This is a genomic window from Pseudonocardia sp. (assembly GCF_025465255.1).
Taxonomy (GTDB): Bacteria; Actinomycetota; Actinomycetes; order Mycobacteriales; family Pseudonocardiaceae; genus Pseudonocardia.
Map to the genome: position 1 here is coordinate 55,173 of NZ_JAODNI010000061.1, position 19,661 is coordinate 74,833.

General features: G+C 71.5%; 18 protein-coding genes. 11 read left to right on the forward strand and 7 right to left on the reverse strand.

The genetic code is table 11. The features are described from left to right. Positions 1-129: 129 nt before the first annotated feature. Both JWP64_RS06420 and gltB read right to left on the reverse strand, forming a co-directional pair. A complete protein-coding gene (locus JWP64_RS06420; RefSeq protein ID WP_297493488.1) occupies positions 130-1,581 on the reverse strand; it encodes a glutamate synthase subunit beta in 1,452 nt (483 codons plus the stop codon). Next, positions 1,574-6,160, reverse strand: a complete 4,587-nt coding sequence (gene gltB / locus JWP64_RS06425; RefSeq protein ID WP_297493491.1) for a glutamate synthase large subunit — start codon at positions 6,158-6,160, stop codon at positions 1,574-1,576. Before gltB ends, JWP64_RS06420 begins: the two co-directional genes overlap by 8 nt. 518 nt (positions 6,161-6,678) lie before the next feature. Here gltB and JWP64_RS06430 point away from each other — a divergent pair. After that, positions 6,679-7,428, forward strand: coding sequence for a (2Fe-2S)-binding protein (locus JWP64_RS06430; RefSeq protein WP_297493494.1), 750 nt, complete (start codon positions 6,679-6,681; stop codon positions 7,426-7,428). Here the strand turns inward: JWP64_RS06430 and JWP64_RS06435 are convergent. From JWP64_RS06435 to JWP64_RS06445, 3 genes are read right to left on the reverse strand one after another with little or no spacing between them, the layout of a single operon-like run. Next, on the reverse strand, positions 7,379-7,744 hold the full coding sequence (locus JWP64_RS06435; RefSeq protein ID WP_297493496.1) for an Asp23/Gls24 family envelope stress response protein: 366 nt from the start codon (positions 7,742-7,744) through the stop codon (positions 7,379-7,381). The two genes, JWP64_RS06430 and JWP64_RS06435, sit on opposite strands and share 50 nt — an antisense overlap. Further along, the gene (locus JWP64_RS06440) at positions 7,741-8,319 is read right to left on the reverse strand and encodes an Asp23/Gls24 family envelope stress response protein (protein ID WP_297493499.1); all 579 of its coding nucleotides are present in this window, start codon (positions 8,317-8,319) and stop codon (positions 7,741-7,743) included. The genes JWP64_RS06435 and JWP64_RS06440 overlap by 4 nt, the downstream gene beginning before the upstream one ends. Beyond that, on the reverse strand, positions 8,310-8,957 hold the full coding sequence (locus JWP64_RS06445) for a sigma-70 family RNA polymerase sigma factor (RefSeq protein WP_366889494.1): 648 nt from the start codon (positions 8,955-8,957) through the stop codon (positions 8,310-8,312). The genes JWP64_RS06440 and JWP64_RS06445 overlap by 10 nt, the downstream gene beginning before the upstream one ends. Positions 8,958-9,125: 168 nt before the next feature. Between JWP64_RS06445 and JWP64_RS06450 the strand changes: the two genes are divergently transcribed. From JWP64_RS06450 to clpX, 5 genes are all read left to right on the forward strand, one after another. Beyond that, positions 9,126-9,422, forward strand: a complete 297-nt coding sequence (locus JWP64_RS06450) for a hypothetical protein (RefSeq protein ID WP_297493502.1) — start codon at positions 9,126-9,128, stop codon at positions 9,420-9,422. Positions 9,423-9,634: 212 nt separating this feature from the next. Next, complete coding sequence (tig, locus tag JWP64_RS06455; RefSeq protein ID WP_297493504.1) at positions 9,635-11,095, forward strand: trigger factor; 1,461 nt, start codon at positions 9,635-9,637, stop codon at positions 11,093-11,095. A 185-nt stretch (positions 11,096-11,280) separates the two neighbouring features. Further along, positions 11,281-11,889, forward strand: coding sequence for an ATP-dependent Clp protease proteolytic subunit (locus JWP64_RS06460; RefSeq protein WP_297493506.1), 609 nt, complete (start codon positions 11,281-11,283; stop codon positions 11,887-11,889). Between the two features lie 2 nt (positions 11,890-11,891). Continuing rightward, positions 11,892-12,521: an ATP-dependent Clp protease proteolytic subunit gene (locus tag JWP64_RS06465; RefSeq protein ID WP_297493509.1), complete on the forward strand. Its 630-nt coding sequence runs from the start codon at positions 11,892-11,894 to the stop codon at positions 12,519-12,521. Between the two features lie 205 nt (positions 12,522-12,726). Then, on the forward strand, positions 12,727-14,010 hold the full coding sequence (gene clpX / locus JWP64_RS06470) for an ATP-dependent Clp protease ATP-binding subunit ClpX (protein ID WP_297493511.1): 1,284 nt from the start codon (positions 12,727-12,729) through the stop codon (positions 14,008-14,010). A gap of 109 nt (positions 14,011-14,119) precedes the next feature. Here the strand turns inward: clpX and JWP64_RS06475 are convergent, their stop codons facing one another. Then, complete coding sequence (locus JWP64_RS06475) at positions 14,120-15,313, reverse strand: CaiB/BaiF CoA-transferase family protein (RefSeq protein WP_297493514.1); 1,194 nt, start codon at positions 15,311-15,313, stop codon at positions 14,120-14,122. Positions 15,314-15,452: 139 nt separating this feature from the next. On the opposite strand from JWP64_RS06475, the gene JWP64_RS06480 reads away from it, so the two are divergent. The 3 genes from JWP64_RS06480 to JWP64_RS06490 are packed head-to-tail and all read left to right on the forward strand — an operon-like array spanning position 15,453 to position 17,332. Beyond that, on the forward strand, positions 15,453-16,850 hold the full coding sequence (locus tag JWP64_RS06480) for an OFA family MFS transporter (RefSeq protein WP_297493517.1): 1,398 nt from the start codon (positions 15,453-15,455) through the stop codon (positions 16,848-16,850). Continuing rightward, positions 16,847-16,981, forward strand: a complete 135-nt coding sequence (locus JWP64_RS06485) for a hypothetical protein (RefSeq protein ID WP_297493519.1) — start codon at positions 16,847-16,849, stop codon at positions 16,979-16,981. Before JWP64_RS06480 ends, JWP64_RS06485 begins: the two co-directional genes overlap by 4 nt. Before the next feature lie 42 nt (positions 16,982-17,023). After that, a complete protein-coding gene (locus JWP64_RS06490) occupies positions 17,024-17,332 on the forward strand; it encodes a DUF6457 domain-containing protein (protein ID WP_297493521.1) in 309 nt (102 codons plus the stop codon). 21 nt (positions 17,333-17,353) lie between these two features. Here JWP64_RS06490 and JWP64_RS06495 read toward each other — a convergent pair whose 3' ends face one another. Next, complete coding sequence (locus tag JWP64_RS06495) at positions 17,354-17,791, reverse strand: PPOX class F420-dependent oxidoreductase (protein ID WP_297493523.1); 438 nt, start codon at positions 17,789-17,791, stop codon at positions 17,354-17,356. Positions 17,792-17,904: 113 nt separating this feature from the next. Between JWP64_RS06495 and JWP64_RS06500 the strand changes: the two genes are divergently transcribed. After that, positions 17,905-19,443 (forward strand): alkaline phosphatase D family protein, encoded by a 1,539-nt coding sequence (locus JWP64_RS06500; protein WP_297493526.1) that lies wholly within the window; start codon positions 17,905-17,907, stop codon positions 19,441-19,443. Continuing rightward, positions 19,419-19,661, forward strand: a complete 243-nt coding sequence (locus JWP64_RS06505) for a hypothetical protein (protein WP_297493529.1) — start codon at positions 19,419-19,421, stop codon at positions 19,659-19,661. Before JWP64_RS06500 ends, JWP64_RS06505 begins: the two co-directional genes overlap by 25 nt.

The window sequence follows — 19,661 nt, forward strand, 5'->3', positions numbered from 1 at the left end:
CCGCGTGCACCGCCGCTCGAGTGGCTCAAGCGCCACTCTGCGCCGCTTGAGCCACTCAAGTACCGGAGGCCGCCCGGAACGCGAGAAGACCCCCGGTCCTGGGGACCGGGGGTCTTCTGCGCAGTGCCGTCAGGCGATCTGGCGGTCCGTCGGGTTGATCGGGCGCGGGAGAAAGTCCCGGCCCGTCAGGTACGCGTCCACGCCCGCGGCGGCCGAGCGGCCCTCCGCGATCGCCCACACGATCAGCGACTGGCCGCGGCCCATGTCCCCGGCGACGAACACGCCGTCGACGCTGGACATGTAGCTGTCGTCCCGCGCGACGTTGCCCCGCTGGTCCAGGTCGACGTCCAGGTCCGTGAGGAGCTTGCCCTTCTCCGGCCCGACGAAGCCCATCGCCAGCAGGACCAGGTCCGCCGGGATCTCCCTCTCGGTGCCCGGAACCGGGTCGAAGCCCTTCTCGCCCCGGGTGACCTCGACCAGGCGCAGCGCCTTGATCTTGCCGGTGCCGTCGTCGACGAACTCGGTGGTGTTGACCGAGAACAGCCGCTCGCCACCCTCCTCGTGCGCCGAGGAGACCCGGTAGACCATCGGGTACGTCGGCCAGGGCATGCCCTCGGTCCGGTGCTCCGGCGGCGTCGGCATGATCTCCAGCTGGGTCACCGAGGCGGCGCCCTGGCGGTGCGACGTGCCGAGGCAGTCCGCCCCGGTGTCACCGCCGCCGATGATCACCACGTGCTTGCCCTCGGCGGTGATCTTCGGGGCGTCGATGTCGCCCTGCTGCACGTGGTTGGCCCACGGCAGGAACTCCATCGCCTGGTAGACGCCCTCGAGGTCCCGGCCCTTGGCGGGCAGGTCCCGCCAGGCCGTCGCCCCGGCGGCGAGCACGACGGCGTCGTAGTCCTCGCGGAGCTGCGCCGCCGTGACGTCCGTCCCGACGTCGACCGAGGCCCGGAAGTGCGTGCCCTCGGCCTGCATCTGGGCGAGCCGGCGGTCCAGCCGCGACTTCTCCATCTTGAACTCGGGGATGCCGTAGCGGAGCAGCCCGCCGATGCGGTCCGCCCGCTCGAACACGACGACGTCGTGCCCGGCGCGGGTGAGCTGCTGGGCGGCGGCGAGCCCCGACGGACCCGACCCGACGACGGCGACCTTCTTGCCGGTCTTCGTCTCGGCGGGCTGGGGCGGGACCCAACCCTCCTCCCAGGCCCGGTCGACGATCTCGATCTCGACCTGCTTGATGGCGACCGGGTCGTTGTTGATCGCCAGCACGCACGCCGCCTCGCACGGGGCGGGGCACAGCGTCCCGGTGAACTCCGGGAAGTTGTTCGTGGCGTGCAGCCGTTCGATCGCCTCGCGCCAGTCCTTGCGCCACACGAGGTCGTTCCACTCGGGGATCAGGTTCCCCAGCGGACAGCCCTGGTGACAGAACGGGATGCCGCAGTTCATGCAGCGCCCGGCCTGCATCTCCAGGTGGTTGTGCGGGAAGTCCTCGTAGACCTCGCGCCAGTCCATCAGGCGCAGGTCCACCGGCCTGCGCTTCGGGGTCTCCCGCGGGGTGGTCAGGAAGCCCTTCGGGTCAGCCATGAGCCGCCTCCATGATCGCCTCGTCCACGTTGCGGCCGTCCTTCTCCGCCTGCTCGCGGGCCTGCAGGACCCGCTTGTAGTCCTTCGGCATGACCTTGCCGAAGCGCTCGCAGGCCGCGTCCCAGTCCGCCAGCAGCGCGTGCGCGACGGGGGAGTCGGTCTCGGCGTGGTGCTTCTCGACGGCGGCCCGCAGGAACTCGCGGTCCTCCTCGTCGAGGGGGTCCAGGTCCACCATCTCCGGGTTGACGCGCTTGGCCAGGAAATCGTCGTCCGCGTGCAGGTCCAGCACGTACGCGACCCCGCCGGACATGCCGGCCGCGAAGTTGCGCCCGACCTTGCCCAGGACGACGACCTTGCCGCCCGTCATGTACTCGCAGCCGTGGTCGCCCACGCCCTCGACGACCGCGACCGCCCCGGAGTTCCGGACGCAGAAGCGCTCGCCGACGATGCCGCGGATGTACATCTCGCCGGACGTCGCCCCGTAGAGGATGACGTTGCCCGCGATGATGTTCTCCTCGGCGGCGAACGGCGCCTCCGGGTCCGGACGCAGGGTCAGCCGGCCGCCGGAGAGGCCCTTGCCGAAGAAGTCGTTCGTGTCCCCGACCATCCGCAGCGTGATGCCCTTCGGCACGAACGCCCCGAGCGACTGCCCGGCCGAGCCGGTCAGCGTGATGTCGATCGTGTCGTCCGGCAGGCCCTCGCGGCCCCACTGCTTCGTCAGCTCGTAGCCGAGCATCGTCCCGACGGTCCGGTTGACGTTGCGCACCGGGAGGTCCAGCCGGACCTTGTCCCCGGAGCGCAGGGCGCCCTCGGCCAACTGGATCATCGTGTTGTCCAGCGCCTTGTCCAGCCCGTGGTCCTGGCTGCGGGTCTGGTGCCGGGACGCGCCCTCCGGCAGCTCCGGCGTGTAGAACACCGGCCGCAGGTCCAGGCCCTCGGTCTTCCAGTGGTGCACCGCCGCGTCGGTGTCGAGCAGCTCCGCGTGCCCGACGGCCTCCTCGAGGGACCGGAAGCCGAGCTGCGCCAGGTACTCGCGCACCTCCTCGGCGATGAACCGCATGAAGTTGACGACGTACTCGGGCCGCCCGTCGAACTTCTCCCGCAGCACCGGGTTCTGCGTCGCGACGCCGACCGGGCAGGTGTCCAGGTGGCAGACGCGCATCATGATGCAGCCCGACACCACGAGCGGCGCCGTTGCGAAGCCGTACTCCTCGGCCCCCAGCAGGGCCGCGATGACGACGTCCCGGCCGGTCTTGAGCTGGCCGTCGGTCTGCACGACGATCCGGTCCCGCAGGTTGTTCGCCAGCAGCGTCTGCTGGGTCTCGGCCAGGCCGAGCTCCCACGGGCCACCCGCGTGCTTGATCGACGACAGCGGCGACGCCCCCGTCCCGCCGTCGTGCCCGGAGATGAGCACGACGTCGGAGTACGCCTTCGCGACGCCCGCCGCGACGGTCCCGACCCCGAGCTGGCTGACCAGCTTGACGTGGATGCGGGCCTTCGGGTTGGCGTTCTTCAGGTCGTGGATGAGCTGCTTGATGTCCTCGATCGAGTAGATGTCGTGGTGCGGCGGCGGCGAGATCAGCCCGACGCCGGGCGTCGAGTACCGGGTCGTCGCGATCCACGGGTAGACCTTGCTGCCGGGCAGCTGGCCACCCTCGCCGGGCTTGGCGCCCTGCGCGATCTTGATCTGGATGTCGTCCGCGTTGACCAGGTACTCGCTCGTCACGCCGAAGCGTCCCGACGCGACCTGCTTCACCGCGCTGCGCCGGCTGTCGCCGTTCGCGTCCGGGGTGAAGCGCTCCGGGTCCTCGCCGCCCTCACCGGTGTTCGACCGGCCGCCGAGGCGGTTCATCGCGATGGCGAGGGTCTGGTGCATCTCCTGGCTGATCGAGCCGTAGGAGATCGCGCCCGTGCCGAACCGCTTGACGATCGACTCGACCGGCTCGACCTCGTCGATCGAGACGGGCTCGCGGGCGCCCTCCTTGAAGGTGAACAGTCCGCGCAGCGTCATCAGCCGCTTCGACTGGTCGTCGACGGCCTTCGTGTACTCCTTGAAGATCTCGTACCGGCCGGAGCGGGTCGAGTGCTGCAGCTTGAAGACGGTCTGCGGGTTGAACAGGTGCAGCTCGCCCTCGCGCCGCCACTGGTACTCGCCGCCCGTGGTCAGCGCCCGGTGGCTCGCCCGGGTGCCGTCCGCGGGGAAGGCCCGGCGGTGGTGCTTGAGGACCTCCTCGGCGAGCACCTCGAAGCCGACGCCGCCGAGGCGGGACGTGGTGCCCGCGAAGCAGGCCTCGACCACGTCCTTGCCGAGCCCGACCGCCTCGAAGATCTGCGCGCCGGTGTAGGACGCGACGGTCGAGATGCCCATCTTCGACATCGTCTTCCGCACGCCCTTGCCAAGCGCCTTGACCAGGTTCTTCGCCGCGGTCTTCGCGTCCACGTCGAGGTCCCCGCGCTCGGCGAGGTCCTCGACGGTGGCCATGGCCATGTACGGGTTGACCGCCGACGCGCCGTAACCGAGCAGCAGCGCGATGTGGTGCACCTCGCGGGCGTCCCCGGACTCGACGATCAGGCCGACCTGCGTGCGGGTCCGCTCGCGCACCAGGTGGTGGTGCACGGCGCCGGTGAGCAGCAGCGACGGGATCGGCGCGAACTCGGCGTTGATGCCGCGGCTGGACAGCACGATCAGCCGGGCGCCGTTCGCGATGGCCTCGGAGACCTCACCGCGGATCTCCTGCAGCCGCCGGACCAGGCCCTCGCCGCCGTCGGCCGCGAGGAACACACCCTTGACGGTGTAGGAGGCGAAACCGGGCAGGTCACCGTCGTCGTTGACGTGGACGATCTTCGCCAGGTCGTCGTTGCCGAGCACCGGGAACGGCAGCACGATCCGCCGGCAGGTGGCCGCGCCCGCGTCGAGCAGGTTCTGCTCCGGGCCCAGCAGCGAGCGCAGCGAGGTGACGAGCTCCTCGCGGATCGCGTCCAGCGGCGGGTTCGTGATCTGTGCGAACAGCTGGATGAAGTAGTCGTAGATCTGCCGCGGCTTCTCCGAGATGAAGGCCAGCGGGGCGTCGTTGCCCATCGAGCCGATCGGCTCCGCCCCGGCGGTCGCCATCGGCTTGAGCAGGAGGGTGAGCTCCTCCTCGGTGTAGCCGAAGGACTGCTGGCGCAGGGTCAGCTCGGTGTGCGCGGGAATCTCGCGCTGCCGCTCGGGGAGCTCCTCGAGCTTGATGCTGCCCGCGTGCAGCCACTCCTCGTACGGCTGCGCCGCGGCCAGCTCGCCCTTGATCTCCTCGTCCGCGACGATCTTCCCGGCCTCGGTGTCCACCAGGAACATGCGGCCCGGCTCGAGCCGGCCCTTGCGCACGACCTTCGACGGCTCGACGTCCAGGACGCCGACCTCCGAGGCCAGCACGACCAGGCCGTCCTCGGTCAGCCACCAGCGGGCGGGCCGCAGGCCGTTGCGGTCCAGGACCGCGCCGATCTGCGTGCCGTCGGTGAAGGCGACGAGTGCGGGCCCGTCCCACGGCTCCATCAGGTTCGAGTGGAACTCGTAGAACGCGCGGCGCTTCGGGTCCATCTCGGCGTGGTTCTCCCACGCCTCGGGGATCATCATCAGCACGGCGTGCGGCAGCGACCGGCCCGAGAGGTGCAGCAGCTCCAGCACCTCGTCGAAGGTCGCCGAGTCCGACGCGTCCGGCGTGACGATCGGGACCAGGCGGTCCAGGTTGCCCGGCAGGACCTCGGACGACAGCAGCGCCTCGCGCGCCTTCATCCAGTTCCGGTTGCCGCGCAGGGTGTTGATCTCCCCGTTGTGCGCGACATAGCGGTACGGGTGGGCCAGCGGCCACGCCGGGAACGTGTTCGTCGAGAACCGCGAGTGCACCACGGCCATCGCACTCGTGACGCGGGCGTCCGACAGGTCCGGGTAGAACGCCTCGACCTGCGGCTCCGCGAGCATGCCCTTGTAGACGATCGTCCGCGGGGACAGGCTGGGGAAGTAGACGCCGGTGGCGTGCTCGACCCGCTTGCGCAGGCAGAACGTGCGCCGCTCCAGCTCGATGCCGACGGGCGGCGGCTTCACGATGCCGGTCTCGATGCCGGCCACGAAGAGCTGCCTGAACCCGGGCATGGCGGCCAGCGCGCTCGGGCCCAGGTCCGCCTTCTCCGGGGCCGTGGGGAGCTCGCGCCAGCCCAGCACGCGGAGGTTCTCCTCCGCGGCCAGCTCGTTGATCGTGGCGACGGCCTTCTCGGCGTCGGTCTCGTCCTGCGGCAGGAACGCGATGCCGGTGGCGTACGCGCCCTCCGCGGGCAGGTCGAAGTCCACCACGGCGCGGTAGAACTCGTCCGGGACCTGGATCAGGATGCCCGCACCGTCGCCGGTGTTCTCCTCGGCGCCGCGGGCGCCGCGGTGCTCCAGGCGCAGCAACGCCGTGAGTGCCTTCTGCACGATGCCGTGGTCGCGTCGCCCCTTGAGGTCGGCGACCATCGCGACGCCGCAGGCATCGTGCTCGTCTTGCGGGGAGTAGAGACCGCCCTGCGTGATCTGGTCACGCACGGTCCGGTCGTTGGTCGCAGCCAACAGCTCCTCCTGTCGTCTCGGTGCACCCCGACGGTCGCATCGGGACGACGTGGATCCCTCGGTTCACAGAGCTGTCTCAGCTCGGTGGATCCTGAAGGGGCCCAGGGTACAGCGATGCTTCCGCCGGATCGCGTGGTGCTAGTCCGTTCGGGTGCACCGTTCGGACTGGTCGCGGTGCCGGCGTGGGTGGTCCGGACACCCGTGTGAAGACCGGGAGCGATTTTACGGCCCCGGTCCCTCCGTTGCACGGTGCGACCGCGCGCAGCGCCGAGCGCGGTCTCTCTCCGCAGAGAGTCGCACGTAGGGGTGACGAAAAGCCAGACGAAGACCCCAGGACGCCTGTGACCTGTATGACCTACACCCTAATGGCGGTACCGGAACCGCCCGGCCGGACAATTCGCCGACGGTTGTCGGCCCTACGTGTGATCTGCGCGGCTCACTCATCCGGCCGAACATCGCGGTCGTCGTGCCGGAGCGTCCGTCGCGGCCGGGACCTCACGCGGAGGACACTCCCCGGCATGGACCCGACCCCGACCGTGAGCGGTGCGCTCGCCGACGCCGCCCGGGTCGGGCCGTTCTTCGAGATCGGCGCGAACCCGGCCGAGGAGGCCGACCCGACGTGGCGGCCGTTCCGGGACCTCGTCGAGGACCCGGAGCCGCTGCGGGCGCGGATCGCGCACGTGCGGTCCGTGCTGGGCGGGGCCGACGCCGTCGAGGAGCGGGTCGCGGCGTCGATCGCCCTGCAGGGGCTGGCGGCGCGGCTGGTGTCCGGTCCGCTGGCGGTGGCGGCGCTGCACGGGCTCGTGCCCGCGGTGACCGCGGACGCGCTGCACTGGCGGGTCTCGATGACGGGCCCCTGGCCGCTGTGGCTGGCGTCACCGGGGCCGGCCTCGACCGGGCTGCCGGACGTGCTCGTCGACGAGCTCCTCGCGCCCCTGATCGGTGCCGTCCGGGCCCGGGTCGGGGTCTCGGCGAAGGTCCTCTGGGGCAACGTCGCGTCGTCCGTGGCGGGCGCGAAGCGGGTGCTGGCGGCCGATCGTCCGCGCGGCGCCGAGGCGGCGGCGCGGGTGGCCGCGGAGATCCTGGACCATCCCGCCCTGGGCGGCGCCGGGGACCGGCTCCCCGCCGCGCCTCCGGACGTCGGCTGGAGCTTCCGGCGGCGGTCCTGCTGCCTCTACTACCGCGTCCCCGGCGGCGGGACGTGCGGGGACTGCGTGCTCACGGGCCCCCGGACCGGGGCCCCTCGATCAGCACGTCCGCGATCGTGACCCGCACCAGCACGTCGAGACCGGTGTAGGCGGCGACCTCGGCGGTGACCGCGCGCTGCACCGCGGCGGCGAGGTCCCGGCAGTTGTGCCCCAGCCGCGCGACGACGGTCAGCGACACCTCCGCGTGCCCACCCTCGACGACCGCCGACGCGCCGTCCGCCGAGAGCGGGCCCCGCTCCTGACCGAACACCGTCCCCGCGATCCCGAGCAGCGCCTGGGTGAGGTCCGGCCGGAGCGCGACGACGCCGGGCACGGCCCGCGCGGCCCGCGCCGCGACGCGCGCCACGACCCGGTCGCCGACGTGCAGCACGCTCATCGCTCCTCCCACAGGTCCACCACCGTGATGTCGACCCGGGCCACCGGCGTGCCGAGCGCCTGCTTCCCGGCGGCGACCACCATCTGCCGCACGCGCGCCGTCACGGACGCGAGGTCGACGCCGAACCGGGCGGTCACCGTGATCGCCACGCTCAGCGCGAGGCCGTCCTGCTCGATCCGGCAGCTCCGGGCCCGCATCCCGTCCATCCGGTCCACGACGTGGCGCAGCACCCGCGCGGCGGCGGGCCGGGAGAGCCGGGCCGGGCCGGCGGGGGAGTACAGCGCGAGCAGGTCCTGCGGGCGCAGCTCGGCGGTGACCGTGTTCAGGACGGCCTCCATCACGGTGTCCACCAGCGACGGCGGGGGCGGCGGCACCTCGTCCGCCATCCGGTGCACGATGCCGTCGAGCCCGCGCGCGTCCGCGATCGCGGCGGCGCAGTGCGGGCAGCTCCGCTCGTGCTCGTCCGGCACGCCGTCGGCCGCGTGGTCCCAGACGTCCGCGGCGTCCCGGCCGCAGGCGAGCGGTTCGATCTGGTCCTCCGGGCTCAGCCCGGGGGGGAAGGCGTCTAGCGCCATGACCGCATCACCTCCGCCAGCTCCTTGCGGGCGCGGTGGATGCGTCCGCGGACCGCCGTCCCGGTCGCCCCGGTGATCTGCGCGATCTCGGTATAGCCCAGGCCCTCCAGTTCGCGCAGCACCCAGCAGACGCGCTGCTCGTCGGGCAACCGGGCCAGGGCGACGCGCAGCGCGGCCATCCCGGCGTCCACCTCCGCGGCGTGTTCGGGCCCGCGGGAACCCGGCGCGGCCAGGCCCGACGCGACCAGCCGGTCCTCGCCGATCTCGTCGACGGGCACGACGGGTCGACGGCGCCGGAGCAGGTCGAGGCAGCGGTTGGTGACGATGCGGTACATCCAGGTGGAGAACGCCGAGTCCCCCTGGAACCCCGCGATCCGCCGCCACGCGTCCAGCAGCGCCTCCTGCAGGGCGTCCTCGGCGTCGGCGGGGTCGCCGACGACCCGCACCGCCACCCGGAACAGCACCCCCTGGTGGCGACGGGCGAGCAGCTCGAACGCCCGGACGTCGCCCTCCTGGGCGCGGACGACGAGCGTGACCTCGTCCAGCTCCCGCTCCGGCGGCACCACGACCGGCTCCGGGACGCGGACCTGCGGCGCCGGACGCGGCGCCACGTCGTCGGTCGGCCGGATGGCGTGCACCGTCCTCCGCTCGGGTCGTGCGTCGGGGGGAATCCGTGGGCGGCGGCCGAGGGCCGCGCCGACGGGTAGGCGGTCACCAGTGGGGTTGACGGTAGTGCTCGGCCGCCGCCGGTGCCCGTCGACACGAGGAGCCGGGAGGCGAGCGGGTTCGCCCCCTACGCTCTGCCGATGCCGACCTCCGCCGATCCCGCCGAGCGCGCCGCCGCCGTCGCCGCCACGGTGCTGGCCCATCCCGGCGTCGCCCGGCTCGACGGCGGCCCGTTCGGCAGCATCGCCTCGCACCTGCCGGGGCGCCGCGTGCTCGGGGTCCGGCTGGGGATCGGGGACGAACCCGTCCAGATCGCGGTGGTGGTCCACGTGGGCGGCGGCCCGCTGCCGCGGCTCGCCGAGCAGCTCACCGGCCTCGTCCGGGGGGTCCTGGGGGACGTGGACGTCGAGGTGACGGTCGCCGACATCGCCGGATAGGCCCACCCGCCGTCACCGGTCGGACCGCACTGTGCCCAGGTGCGCAAACCCGCTTCGAACGCGGGGGTCCGCTCTCGCCTAGACTCGCCGGAGCACGTTTCGCCAGCGCCGGTCCACACCGGCCGCAGCGGCTCGTTCGCGCCCGGTTCCGGCCGGGTGCCCCATCGCGCGCCGCAGGACCATTGCCCGAAAGCAGTCCGAGGAGTTCCACCGTGAAGAGCACCGTCGAGCACATCGGCCCGACACGCGTCAAGCTCACAGTCGAGGTGCCGTTCGACGAGCTCAAGCCCGACTTCGACCGCGCGTACAAGGCCCTGGCCAAGCAGGTCCGCATCCCCGGCTTCCGCCCGGGCAAGGCGCCGGCCCGCATCCTCGACGCCCGGCTCGGCCGCGGCGTCGTCCTGGACGAGGTGCTGAACCAGGCCGTTCCGGCCAAGTACAGCGAGGCCGTCGCCGCGTCCGACGACGTCAAGCCGATCGGCCGCCCGGAGATCGAGGTCACCGAGCTCGCCGACGGGGACAAGGTCAGCTTCACCGCCGAGGTCGACGTCCGCCCGGAGATCACCCTCCCGGACCTGGACGGCCTCGCGGTCTCCGTCGACGACGTCCAGATCGACGAGGACGACGTCACCGAGCAGCTGGACCAGCTCCGCGCCCGCTTCGGCACCCTCACCGGGGTCGACCGGCCCGCCGCGACGGACGACTTCGTCCAGATCGACCTGTCGGCCTCGGTCGACGGCGAGGAGATCGAGGAGGCCACGACCACCGGGTACTCGTACCAGGTCGGCCAGGGCGGCCTCATCGACGGCATCGACGAGGCCGTCGAGGGGCTGTCGGCGGACGAGTCGAAGACCTTCACCTCCAAGCTCGTCGCCGGCGAGTACGCGGACAAGGACGCCGAGGTGACCGTCAAGGTCACCGCGGTCAAGGAGCGCCAGCTCCCGGACGCGGACGACGAGTTCGCGCAGCTCGCGAGCGAGTTCGACACCCTGGACGAGCTGGTGGCGGACCTGCGCGAGCGGCTGGGCCGGGTCAAGCGCATGGAGCAGGTCACGCAGGCCCGGGACAAGATCCTCGACGCGATCGTCGACGGCACCGAGGTCCCGCTCCCGGAGAGCGTCGTCGAGGCCGAGGTCGAGTCCCGCGCCCACGACGCCGTCCACGCGTTCGACCACGACGACGCGAAGTTCGCGGAGTTCCTCGAGACGCAGGGCAAGACCCGCGAGGAGTTCGACGCCGAGACCCGCACCGAGGCCGAGAAGTCGGTCAAGACGCGGCTCGTGCTCGACGCCCTCGCGGACGCCGAGGAGGTCCAGGTCAACGACCAGGAGCTCACCGAGCGCATCGTCTACCAGGCCCAGCAGTACGGCATGCAGCCGGAGCAGTTCGTCCAGCGCATCCAGGAGGCCGGCCAGCTCGGCGCGATCTACTCCGACGTGCGGCGCAGCAAGGCGCTCATCACGGCGGTCCGCGCGGCCACCGTGACGGACGAGTCCGGCGAGCCCGTGGACCTCTCGGACCTCCTCGGTGACGAGGACGAGGCCGCGGAGCCGGAGATCCTCGAGGTCTCCGGGGCCGAGGACGCGGCGGACGAGGACGGCGCCACCGCCGAGGCCGGCGACACCGTCGAGGGCGAGGTCGTCGACGCCGGCGACACGCCCGCGAAGGCCTGATCCTCCGGCCACCATCGTCGGGCTGACCTGGCCCGACACGGTGTTCGCTGCGCTGTGGGCGAACATCTTCCCCGTTCGCGGACGCGGGTCACCGCGTCCGCGTAGGGTCGGCCCGGAATCGGCCGAACTACCCCGAGCGAGCCAGCAGAAGGCAGGGTGAAGTGAGTCAGCAGGACCGACTCGAGATGCGTTCCGCATCCGCGAGCATGACGTTGGGCGACTCGGTCTACGAGCGGCTGCTCGCGCAGCGGATCGTGGTGCTCGGCCAGCAGGTCGACGACGAGATCGCCAACCGGATCGCCGCGCAGATGCTGCTGCTCTCCGCGGAGGACGCCACGGCGGACATCTCGCTCTACATCAACTCCCCGGGTGGATCCGTGACCGCGGGCATGGCCATCTTCGACACGATGGAGTTCATCGAGTGCGACGTGGCCACCTACGGGATGGGCCTCGCCGCGTCGATGGGGCAGTTCCTGCTCTCGGCGGGGACCCGGGGCAAGCGCTACGCGCTGCCGCACTGCCAGATCCTCATGCACCAGCCGTCGGCCGGTGTGGGAGGCAGCGAGTCGGACATCCGCATCCAGGCGGAGCTGTTCCGGCGGCACAAGCAGGAGATGGCGGAGCTGATCGCCGGGCACACCGGCCAGACCGTCGAGAAGATCACCGCGGACTTCGACCGTGACCGCTGGTTCTCCGCGCAGGAGGCCCTCGAGTACGGCTTCGTGGACCAGGTGATCTCCCGCGCCGGTCAGCTGCCCGACGCCGGTTCGCCGTCCAACGGGAACGGGAGCTGACCGTGAGTGGTTTCCAGATGCCCGAGAGCCGGTACGTCCTCCCGTCCTTCGTGGAGCGCACCAGCTACGGGGTCAAGGAGTCCAACCCCTACAACAAGCTCTTCGAGGAACGCATCATCTTCCTCGGGGTGCAGATCGACGACGCGTCCGCCAACGACGTCATGGCGCAGCTGCTGTGCCTGGAGTCGGCGGACCCGGACCGCGAAATCTCGATGTACATCAACTCGCCGGGTGGTTCGTTCACCTCGCTGATGGCCATCTACGACACGATGCAGTTCATCCGCCCGGACATCCAGACCGTCTGCCTCGGGCAGGCGGCCTCGGCGGCGGCGGTCCTGCTCGCGGCGGGCACCCCGGGGCGTCGCCTCGCGGTGCAGAACGCGCGCATCCTGATCCACCAGCCGGCCACCGAGGGCTTCTACGGCCAGGTGTCGGACCTGGAGATCCAGGCCGCGGAGATCACCCGAATGCGGTCGCTGCTGGAGAGCACGCTCGCGCACCACACGGGGCGCACGTCCCAGCAGGTGCACGACGACATCGAGCGGGACCGGATCCTCACGGCCACCGAGGCCAAGGAGTACGGGATCGTCGACGAGATCATCCAGAGCCGGAAGCTGTCCGCTGTCGGCTGATTTTTCGGTACTGCCGTTCTGGTCTCCGGCATCTACCCTGGTGGATGCCGGAGACACGGCTTGACGCGAACAGTTTCTCGACCGCCTGCCGAAACGTGGTCCGCCGGAGCGACTCATCGCTCCCCGGGAAGCGGGTCGGGCAGGTACCGTCACGAAGTGGCGTCGCCCTCGGTGGGCGCGCCGGATGGGACTGGGGTCTGCACTCATGGCACGCATCGGTGACGGCGGTGACCTGCTGAAGTGCTCGTTCTGCGGGAAGAGCCAGAAGCAGGTCAAGAAGCTCATCGCCGGACCTGGCGTCTACATCTGCGACGAGTGCATCGATCTCTGCAACGAGATCATCGAGGAGGAGCTGGCCGAGGCCGGCGACGTGAAGCTCGACGAGCTCCCGAAGCCCGCCGAGATCCACGACTTCCTGGACCAGTACGTCGTCGGGCAGAGCCAGACCAAGCGGACGCTGTCCGTCGCGGTCTACAACCACTACAAGCGCATCCAGGCCGGTGACAAGAACGGGCGCGGGCCGGACGGCGACGGCATCGAGATCGCCAAGTCGAACATCCTGATGCTCGGCCCGACCGGGTGCGGCAAGACCTACCTCGCGCAGACGCTGGCCAAGATGCTGAACGTGCCGTTCGCGATCGCGGACGCCACGGCGCTCACCGAGGCCGGTTACGTCGGCGAGGACGTCGAGAACATCCTGCTCAAGCTCATCCAGGCGGCGGACTACGACGTCAAGCGGGCCGAGACCGGGATCATCTACATCGACGAGGTCGACAAGATCGCCCGCAAGTCGGAGAACCCGTCGATCACGCGCGACGTGTCCGGCGAGGGTGTCCAGCAGGCGCTGCTGAAGATCCTGGAGGGAACCACCGCCTCGGTGCCGCCGCAGGGTGGGCGCAAGCACCCCCACCAGGAGTTCATCCAGATCGACACGACGAACGTGCTGTTCATCGTGGCGGGCGCGTTCGCCGGCCTGGAGCGCATCATCAGCGACCGGGTGGGCCGCCGGGGTCTGGGCTTCGGGGCTGAGATCCGCTCCAAGAACGACCTGGAGTCCACGGAGAACTTCGCCGAGACGCTCCCCGAGGACCTGATCAAGTTCGGCCTGATTCCCGAGTTCATCGGTCGCCTGCCGATCGTCGCCTCGGTGACGTCGCTGGACAAGGACGCCCTGGTCAAGATCCTGACCGAGCCGCGCAACGCCCTGGTGAAGCAGTACCGGAAGCTGTTCGAGATGGACGGCGTGGAGCTGGAGTTCACCGACGACGCGATGGACGCGGTGGCGGACCAGGCGATCCTGCGCGGCACGGGCGCCCGTGGCCTGCGCGCGATCATGGAGGAGGTCCTCCTCCCGGTCATGTACGACATCCCGAGCCGGGACGATGTCGCGAAGGTCGTCGTCACGCGGGAGACCGTGAAGGAGAACGTCAACCCGACGATCGTCCCGCGGCAGCCCCCGCGCCGGGAGCGCCGCGAGCGCTCCGCGTAGCTCGAGCACGACCCGAACGCCCGTCCCGCCTCGTGCGGGGCGGGCGTTCGTGCGTGCGGGACCCCGACGCCTGAGTGGCTCGAGCGGCGCAGACTGACGCTCGAGCCACTCAGGCGTCGGCCGTCAGGGCGGCGATCTCCTTCTCCTCGTAGCCGAGCTCCGCGAGGACCTCCGCCGTGTGCGCGCCCAGGGCGGGTACCGCGGGCGACGACGGCGGCGGCCAGGCGCTCGAGTCGACCGGCGGCACCGTCATCGGGACCGGCTCCCCGCCCGGCACCGCGACCGGCACGAACCGGCCCCGGGCCGCGAGCTGCGGGTGCTGCGGCAGCTCGCCCACGTGCCCGACCGCGGACCAGGCGATGTCCGCCTCGTCGAGCAGCGCGCCGAGCCGCTCCGCGGTGAGCAGGGCGAAGCGCTGGTGGAGCAGGGCGTGCAGCTCCTCGCGGTGCTGGACCCGCGTCCGCACCGTCATGAACCGCGGGTCGACGGCGATCGCCGCGTCCCCGAGTACCACGGTGCACAGCCGTAGCCATTCGCGCTCGTTCTGCACCGCGAGGTGCACCGCGCCGTCCGCGCAGGGGAAGGGCCCGTACGGCGCGATCGACGGGTGGTGCCCGCCGCTGCGCGTCGGCGCCTTCCCGGTGCCGAGCGCGTAGAGCATCGGCTGGTGCATCCACTCGGTGAGGGCCTCGAGCAGGGTGATCCGCAGCGTCGCGCCCTCGCCCGTCCGCTCCCGGTGCAGCAGCGCGGCCAGCACCGCGGACTGCACCTGGACCCCGGCCGCGATGTCGGCGACGGAGATGCCCGCCCGGGCGGTGACCGGGCCGTCGCCGGTGATCTCGAGCAGCCCGGCCTCGGACTGGATCAACGCGTCGTAGGCCTTCCGCCCGGCCGACGGGCCGCCCTCGCCGTAGCCCGTGAGCTCGCACGTCACCAGCGAGGGCCGGCGCGCCCGGAGCGTCTCGCCGTCGAGGCCGAGGCGGGCGGTCGCTCCCGGGCCGAGGTTGGCCAGCACGACGTCCGCGGTGTCGACGAGCCGGTGCGCGGCGGCGAGCCCGTCGGCGTCCTTGAGGTCCAGCACCACAGAGCGCTTGCCGCGGTTGATCCAGGCGAAGTAGGAGGAGACGTCCCCGCAGGCCGCGTCGTAGCCGCGCGCGAAGTCGCCGGTGCCGGGGCGCTCGACCTTGATCACGTCCGCGCCGAGATCGGCCAGCAGGCGGCCGGCGTAGGGCACGGAGACGGCGTGCTCGAACGAGACGACCCGGGTGCCCGTCAGGGGGCGCAGGGGATGGGGAGCGGTCACCCTGTCAGCAAAGCACGGCCCGGCGCGAGGTCCGGAGGGGCTCCGACGGGTCACGGCGGATGGAACGGGTACCTCCGAATGGTGCCGCGTCGCAAGATCGCTTAGGGTTCGCGCGCGTCACAAGTTCTCGGAGGCGGTCATGGCAGAAGCGTCGGGAAGGCCCGGATTCCTGGAGCGGGAGCGAATAGTCGCCCCACCCGGTTGGAGCCGGTGGCTGATCCCGCCCGCGGCGCTGGCCATCCACCTGTCGATCGGCCAGGTCTACGCCTGGAGCGCGTTCAAGACGTCGCTCGAGAAGGGCATGCACATCGGAGGCGTGGCGAGCGCGCTGCCGTTCACCCTGGGCATCGTGATGCTCGGCCTGTCGGCCGCGTTGTTCGGGACCAAGGTCGACGCGAACGGGCCGCGGTGGGCGATGGTCGTCGCCTCGTCCTGCTTCGTCGCGGGCTTCCTCATCGCCGCGCTGGGCGTGTACACGGGCCAGTACTGGCTGGTCGTCGTGGGATACGGCGGCGTCGGCGGCATCGGCCTGGGCATCGGGTACATCTCGCCGGTGTCGACGCTGATCAAGTGGTTCCCGGACCGTCCGGGCCTCGCCACCGGCATCGCGATCATGGGGTTCGGCGGTGGAGCCCTCATCGCGAACCCGTGGACGGCGTCCATGCTGAGCAGGTTCGGGGCGTCGGCGTCCGCGCCCTCGGTCGATCCCCACGGGATCGCGCTGGCCTTCCTCATCCACGGCGTCGCCTACGCGATCTTCATGTCGCTCGGCTGGCTGCTGATCCGGGTTCCCGCGGACGACTGGAAGCCGGCCGGCTGGGAGCCCTCGGCCCAGAAGACCCACGCCATGATCAGCACGAACAACGTCTCGGCCCGCAACGCGATCAAGACCCCGCAGTTCTGGCTGCTGTGGGTCGTGCTCTGCTTCAACGTGACGGCGGGCATCGGCATCCTGGAGCGGGCCAGCCAGATCTTCCGGGACTTCTTCGACACGGTGCCCCCCAGCGCGGCGATCGCGGCCGCAGCGACCGCCTTCGTCTCGATCCTGTCGCTGGGCAACATGCTCGGCCGGTTCATCTGGTCGTCGGTGTCGGACGTGGTGGGGCGCAAGAACATCTACCGCCTCTACCTCGGGCTGGGCGCGATCCTCTACGTGCTGATCATGCTCGTCGGCGAGCACAGCAGGCCGCTCTTCATCGTCTGCGCGATTCTGATCCTGTCGTTCTACGGCGCCGGGTTCGCCACGGTCCCGGCCTACCTGCGTGACCTCTTCGGCACCTACCAGGTCGGCGCGATCCACGGCCGCCTCCTGACGGCGTGGTCCACCGCGGGCGTGCTCGGCCCGATCGTCGTCAACGCGATCGCGGACGCCCGCTCGGACGTCCCCGGTCCGGCGAAGTACACGCCGGCGTTCGCCGTCATGATCACCCTGCTGGTGATCGGCTTCGTGGCGAACGAGCTGATCAGGCCGGTCGCGGCGAAGTGGCACGAGCCGGACGAGGTCGTGGCCGAGGACAAGACGGAGGCCCAGACATGAGCAGCTCGACCCCCGACACCACCGGCAAGCCCCCGGTCGTGCTCGTCGTGATCGCCTGGCTGTGGGTGGTCCTGCCGTTCCTCTACGGCCTCTACCAGCTCGTCATCAAGATCCCCGCGCTCTTCGGCTGAACGCCGCGCATGGGAGCCGCGCCGCGCGGGTAGGTTCCCGTCGTGAGTGACGATGCGAAGGCCATGTCCGAATGGGTCACCGCGGTGGCCCGCGAGCTCGGCCTCGAAGGGGCCCTGGACAGCGACGCGAGCGTCGATCTCGTCCTCGACATGACGTCGGACGTGGCGCACGGGGTCAGCCGCCCCGCGGCGCCCGTCACGGCGTTCCTCATCGGGGTGGCGGCGGGCCGGGCGGACGATCCGGCCGTCGCCGCGCGGGACTACGCGGGGAAGGTGTCCAAGCTCGCCGAGGGCTGGGACGCGGACACCGAGCGCGGGGTCCCGGCCAACGACCAGGACGCCCGCGGTTGACGCTCCCGGGTGCGGGCCGGCTCAGGCCGTCATGTCCATCACGGCGATGACCTTCGTCGGCCGCAGCCGGACCACCAGCTCGCCGGGGACCGCGTTGCGCTTCCCGAACTCCTCGGCGCGTTCCGCGCCCACGTAGCGCCGGCCCAGCGCGGTGGCGGTGCGCAGCAGCTCCTCCGGGTCCTCGCTCAGCTCCGCGACCCCCTGCACCTGCACGAACGCGTACGGCGGCTCCTCCAGGTCCACGGCCAGCGCCACCCGGAGATCCCGGCGCATCGCCTTGGCCTTCGCCGTGTCCTTCCCGGTGGTGAAGACGAGCGTGCCGTCCTCCACGAGGAACCAGATCGGCGCGATCAGCGGCCGTCCGTCCGACGCGGTGTAGGCCAGCTTCCCGGTGCGGGTGCCGTGGCTCAGGAACTCGACGACCTCGGGGGAGAACGTCGCGGTGCTCGGTTCGGGCATGCCCGAAGGTACTGCGGACCACCGGCGGTACGCGGATCACGTCGCCGGGTGTTCACCCGGACGTCGCCCTGCGCTCCGGAACGTGATCACTCGAACGGGTTATGTCAGGTCGTATGAGTTCCCCGTTCTCCCGACGTACCCTCCTCCGGACCGCCGCGGTGGCCGGTTCGGCGGCCACCGCCACACTCGCGCTCCCGTCTCGCGGCACCGCGGCGCCACTCGTGCACCGCGGCGCGCGGCCGGTCCTCACGCACGGGGTCCAGGCCGGCGACGTGCTGCCGGGATCCGGGCTCGTCTGGACCCGCGCCGACCGGCCGTCGCGGATGGTCGTCGAGATCGCGGACAACCCGGAGTTCCGTCGCGCCCGGCGGATCCCCGGCCCGGTCCTGACCCCGGACACGGACCTCACCGGCCGGGTCCGTGTCCCCGCGGCGGCCCGGACCACGCACTACCGCGTCACCGCCGAGGATCTCGACGGCCGCACGGCGAGCGAGCCGCTGACCGGCGTCTTCCGGACCCAGCCGGGCGGGGACGAGCGCGTCCGGCTGCTCTGGTCGGGCGACGTCGTCGGGCAGGGTTGGGGGATCAACCCGGACATCGGCGGGATGCGGATCTTCTCCGCGATGGCCGCCCGGGACGCGGACCTGTTCCTGCACAGCGGGGACACCGTCTACTCGGACGGGCCGCTGAAGGAGAGCGTGACGCTCCCCGACGGCCGGACCTGGCGGAACGTCGTCACGCCCGAGAAGTCGAAGGTCGCCGAGACGCTGACGGAGTACCGCGGGCAGTTCGCCTACAACCTGCTCGACGAGAACGTGCGCGCGTTCGCCGCGTCCGTCGCCCAGATCAACCAGTGGGACGACCACGAGGTGCTGAACAACTGGTACCCCGGGGAGATCCTGGCCCTGCCCGAGTACACGGAGAAGCGCGTCGACGTCCTGGCCGAGCGCGCGTCGCAGGCGTTCCACGAGTGGGTGCCGCTGGACCCGCGCCGGGCCGTCGACGGGCGGGTGTACCGGCGGATCCCGTACGGCCCGCACGTCGAGATCTTCGTCCTGGACATGCGCACCTACCGGGACGCGAACGGGCCGAACACCGGCGCGGACGGGCACATCCTCGGCGCCGAGCAGGCCCGCTGGCTCGTCGACGGGCTCGCCTCCAGCCGGGCGACCTGGAAGATCGTGCAGGCCGACATGCCGCTCGGGCTCTGCGTCGCGGACGGCCAGGGTGCCTGGGAGGCTGTCGCGAACGGCGTCCCGGGAGCACCGAGCGGGCGCGAGTCGGAGATCGCCGGGGTGCTGCAGGGGCTGCACCGGCGGAAGGTCCGCAACGTCGTCTGGGTGACCGCGGACGTCCACTACACCGCCGCGCACCACTACTCGCCCGAGCGTGCGTCGGTTCAGGACTTCGACCCGTTCTGGGAGTTCGTGTCCGGGCCGCTGCATGCCGGGGCGTTCGGGCCCGGCGACCTGGATCCCTCGCTCGGCCCGGAGGCCGTGTTCGTGCAGCCGCCGCCCGCGCAGAACACCTCGCCGCTCGACGGGTTCCAGAACTTCGGCGAGCTGGAGGTCGCGCCCGGCGGGCGGGAGCTGCGGGCGACGCTGCGTGGGCAGCGGGGCGAGGAGCTGTGGTCGACGACGCTCACGGCCTGAACTCCCGGCTCGTTCGCGCCACCAACACGTCGTCGTTCAACGTGGGGAACACGCTCGGCCCGGCGCTGGGCGCCGTCCTGCTCACCACGGGCCACGACTACACCGCTCCGGCCTTCGTGGGGGCCGCCCTCGCCCTCGTCGCCCTGGCCATGGGCCTCGCCTCCCGCGCCGCGGACCGCCGCGAGTCGGCATCCGAATCCCCGCGAGTCGCGCTCTGA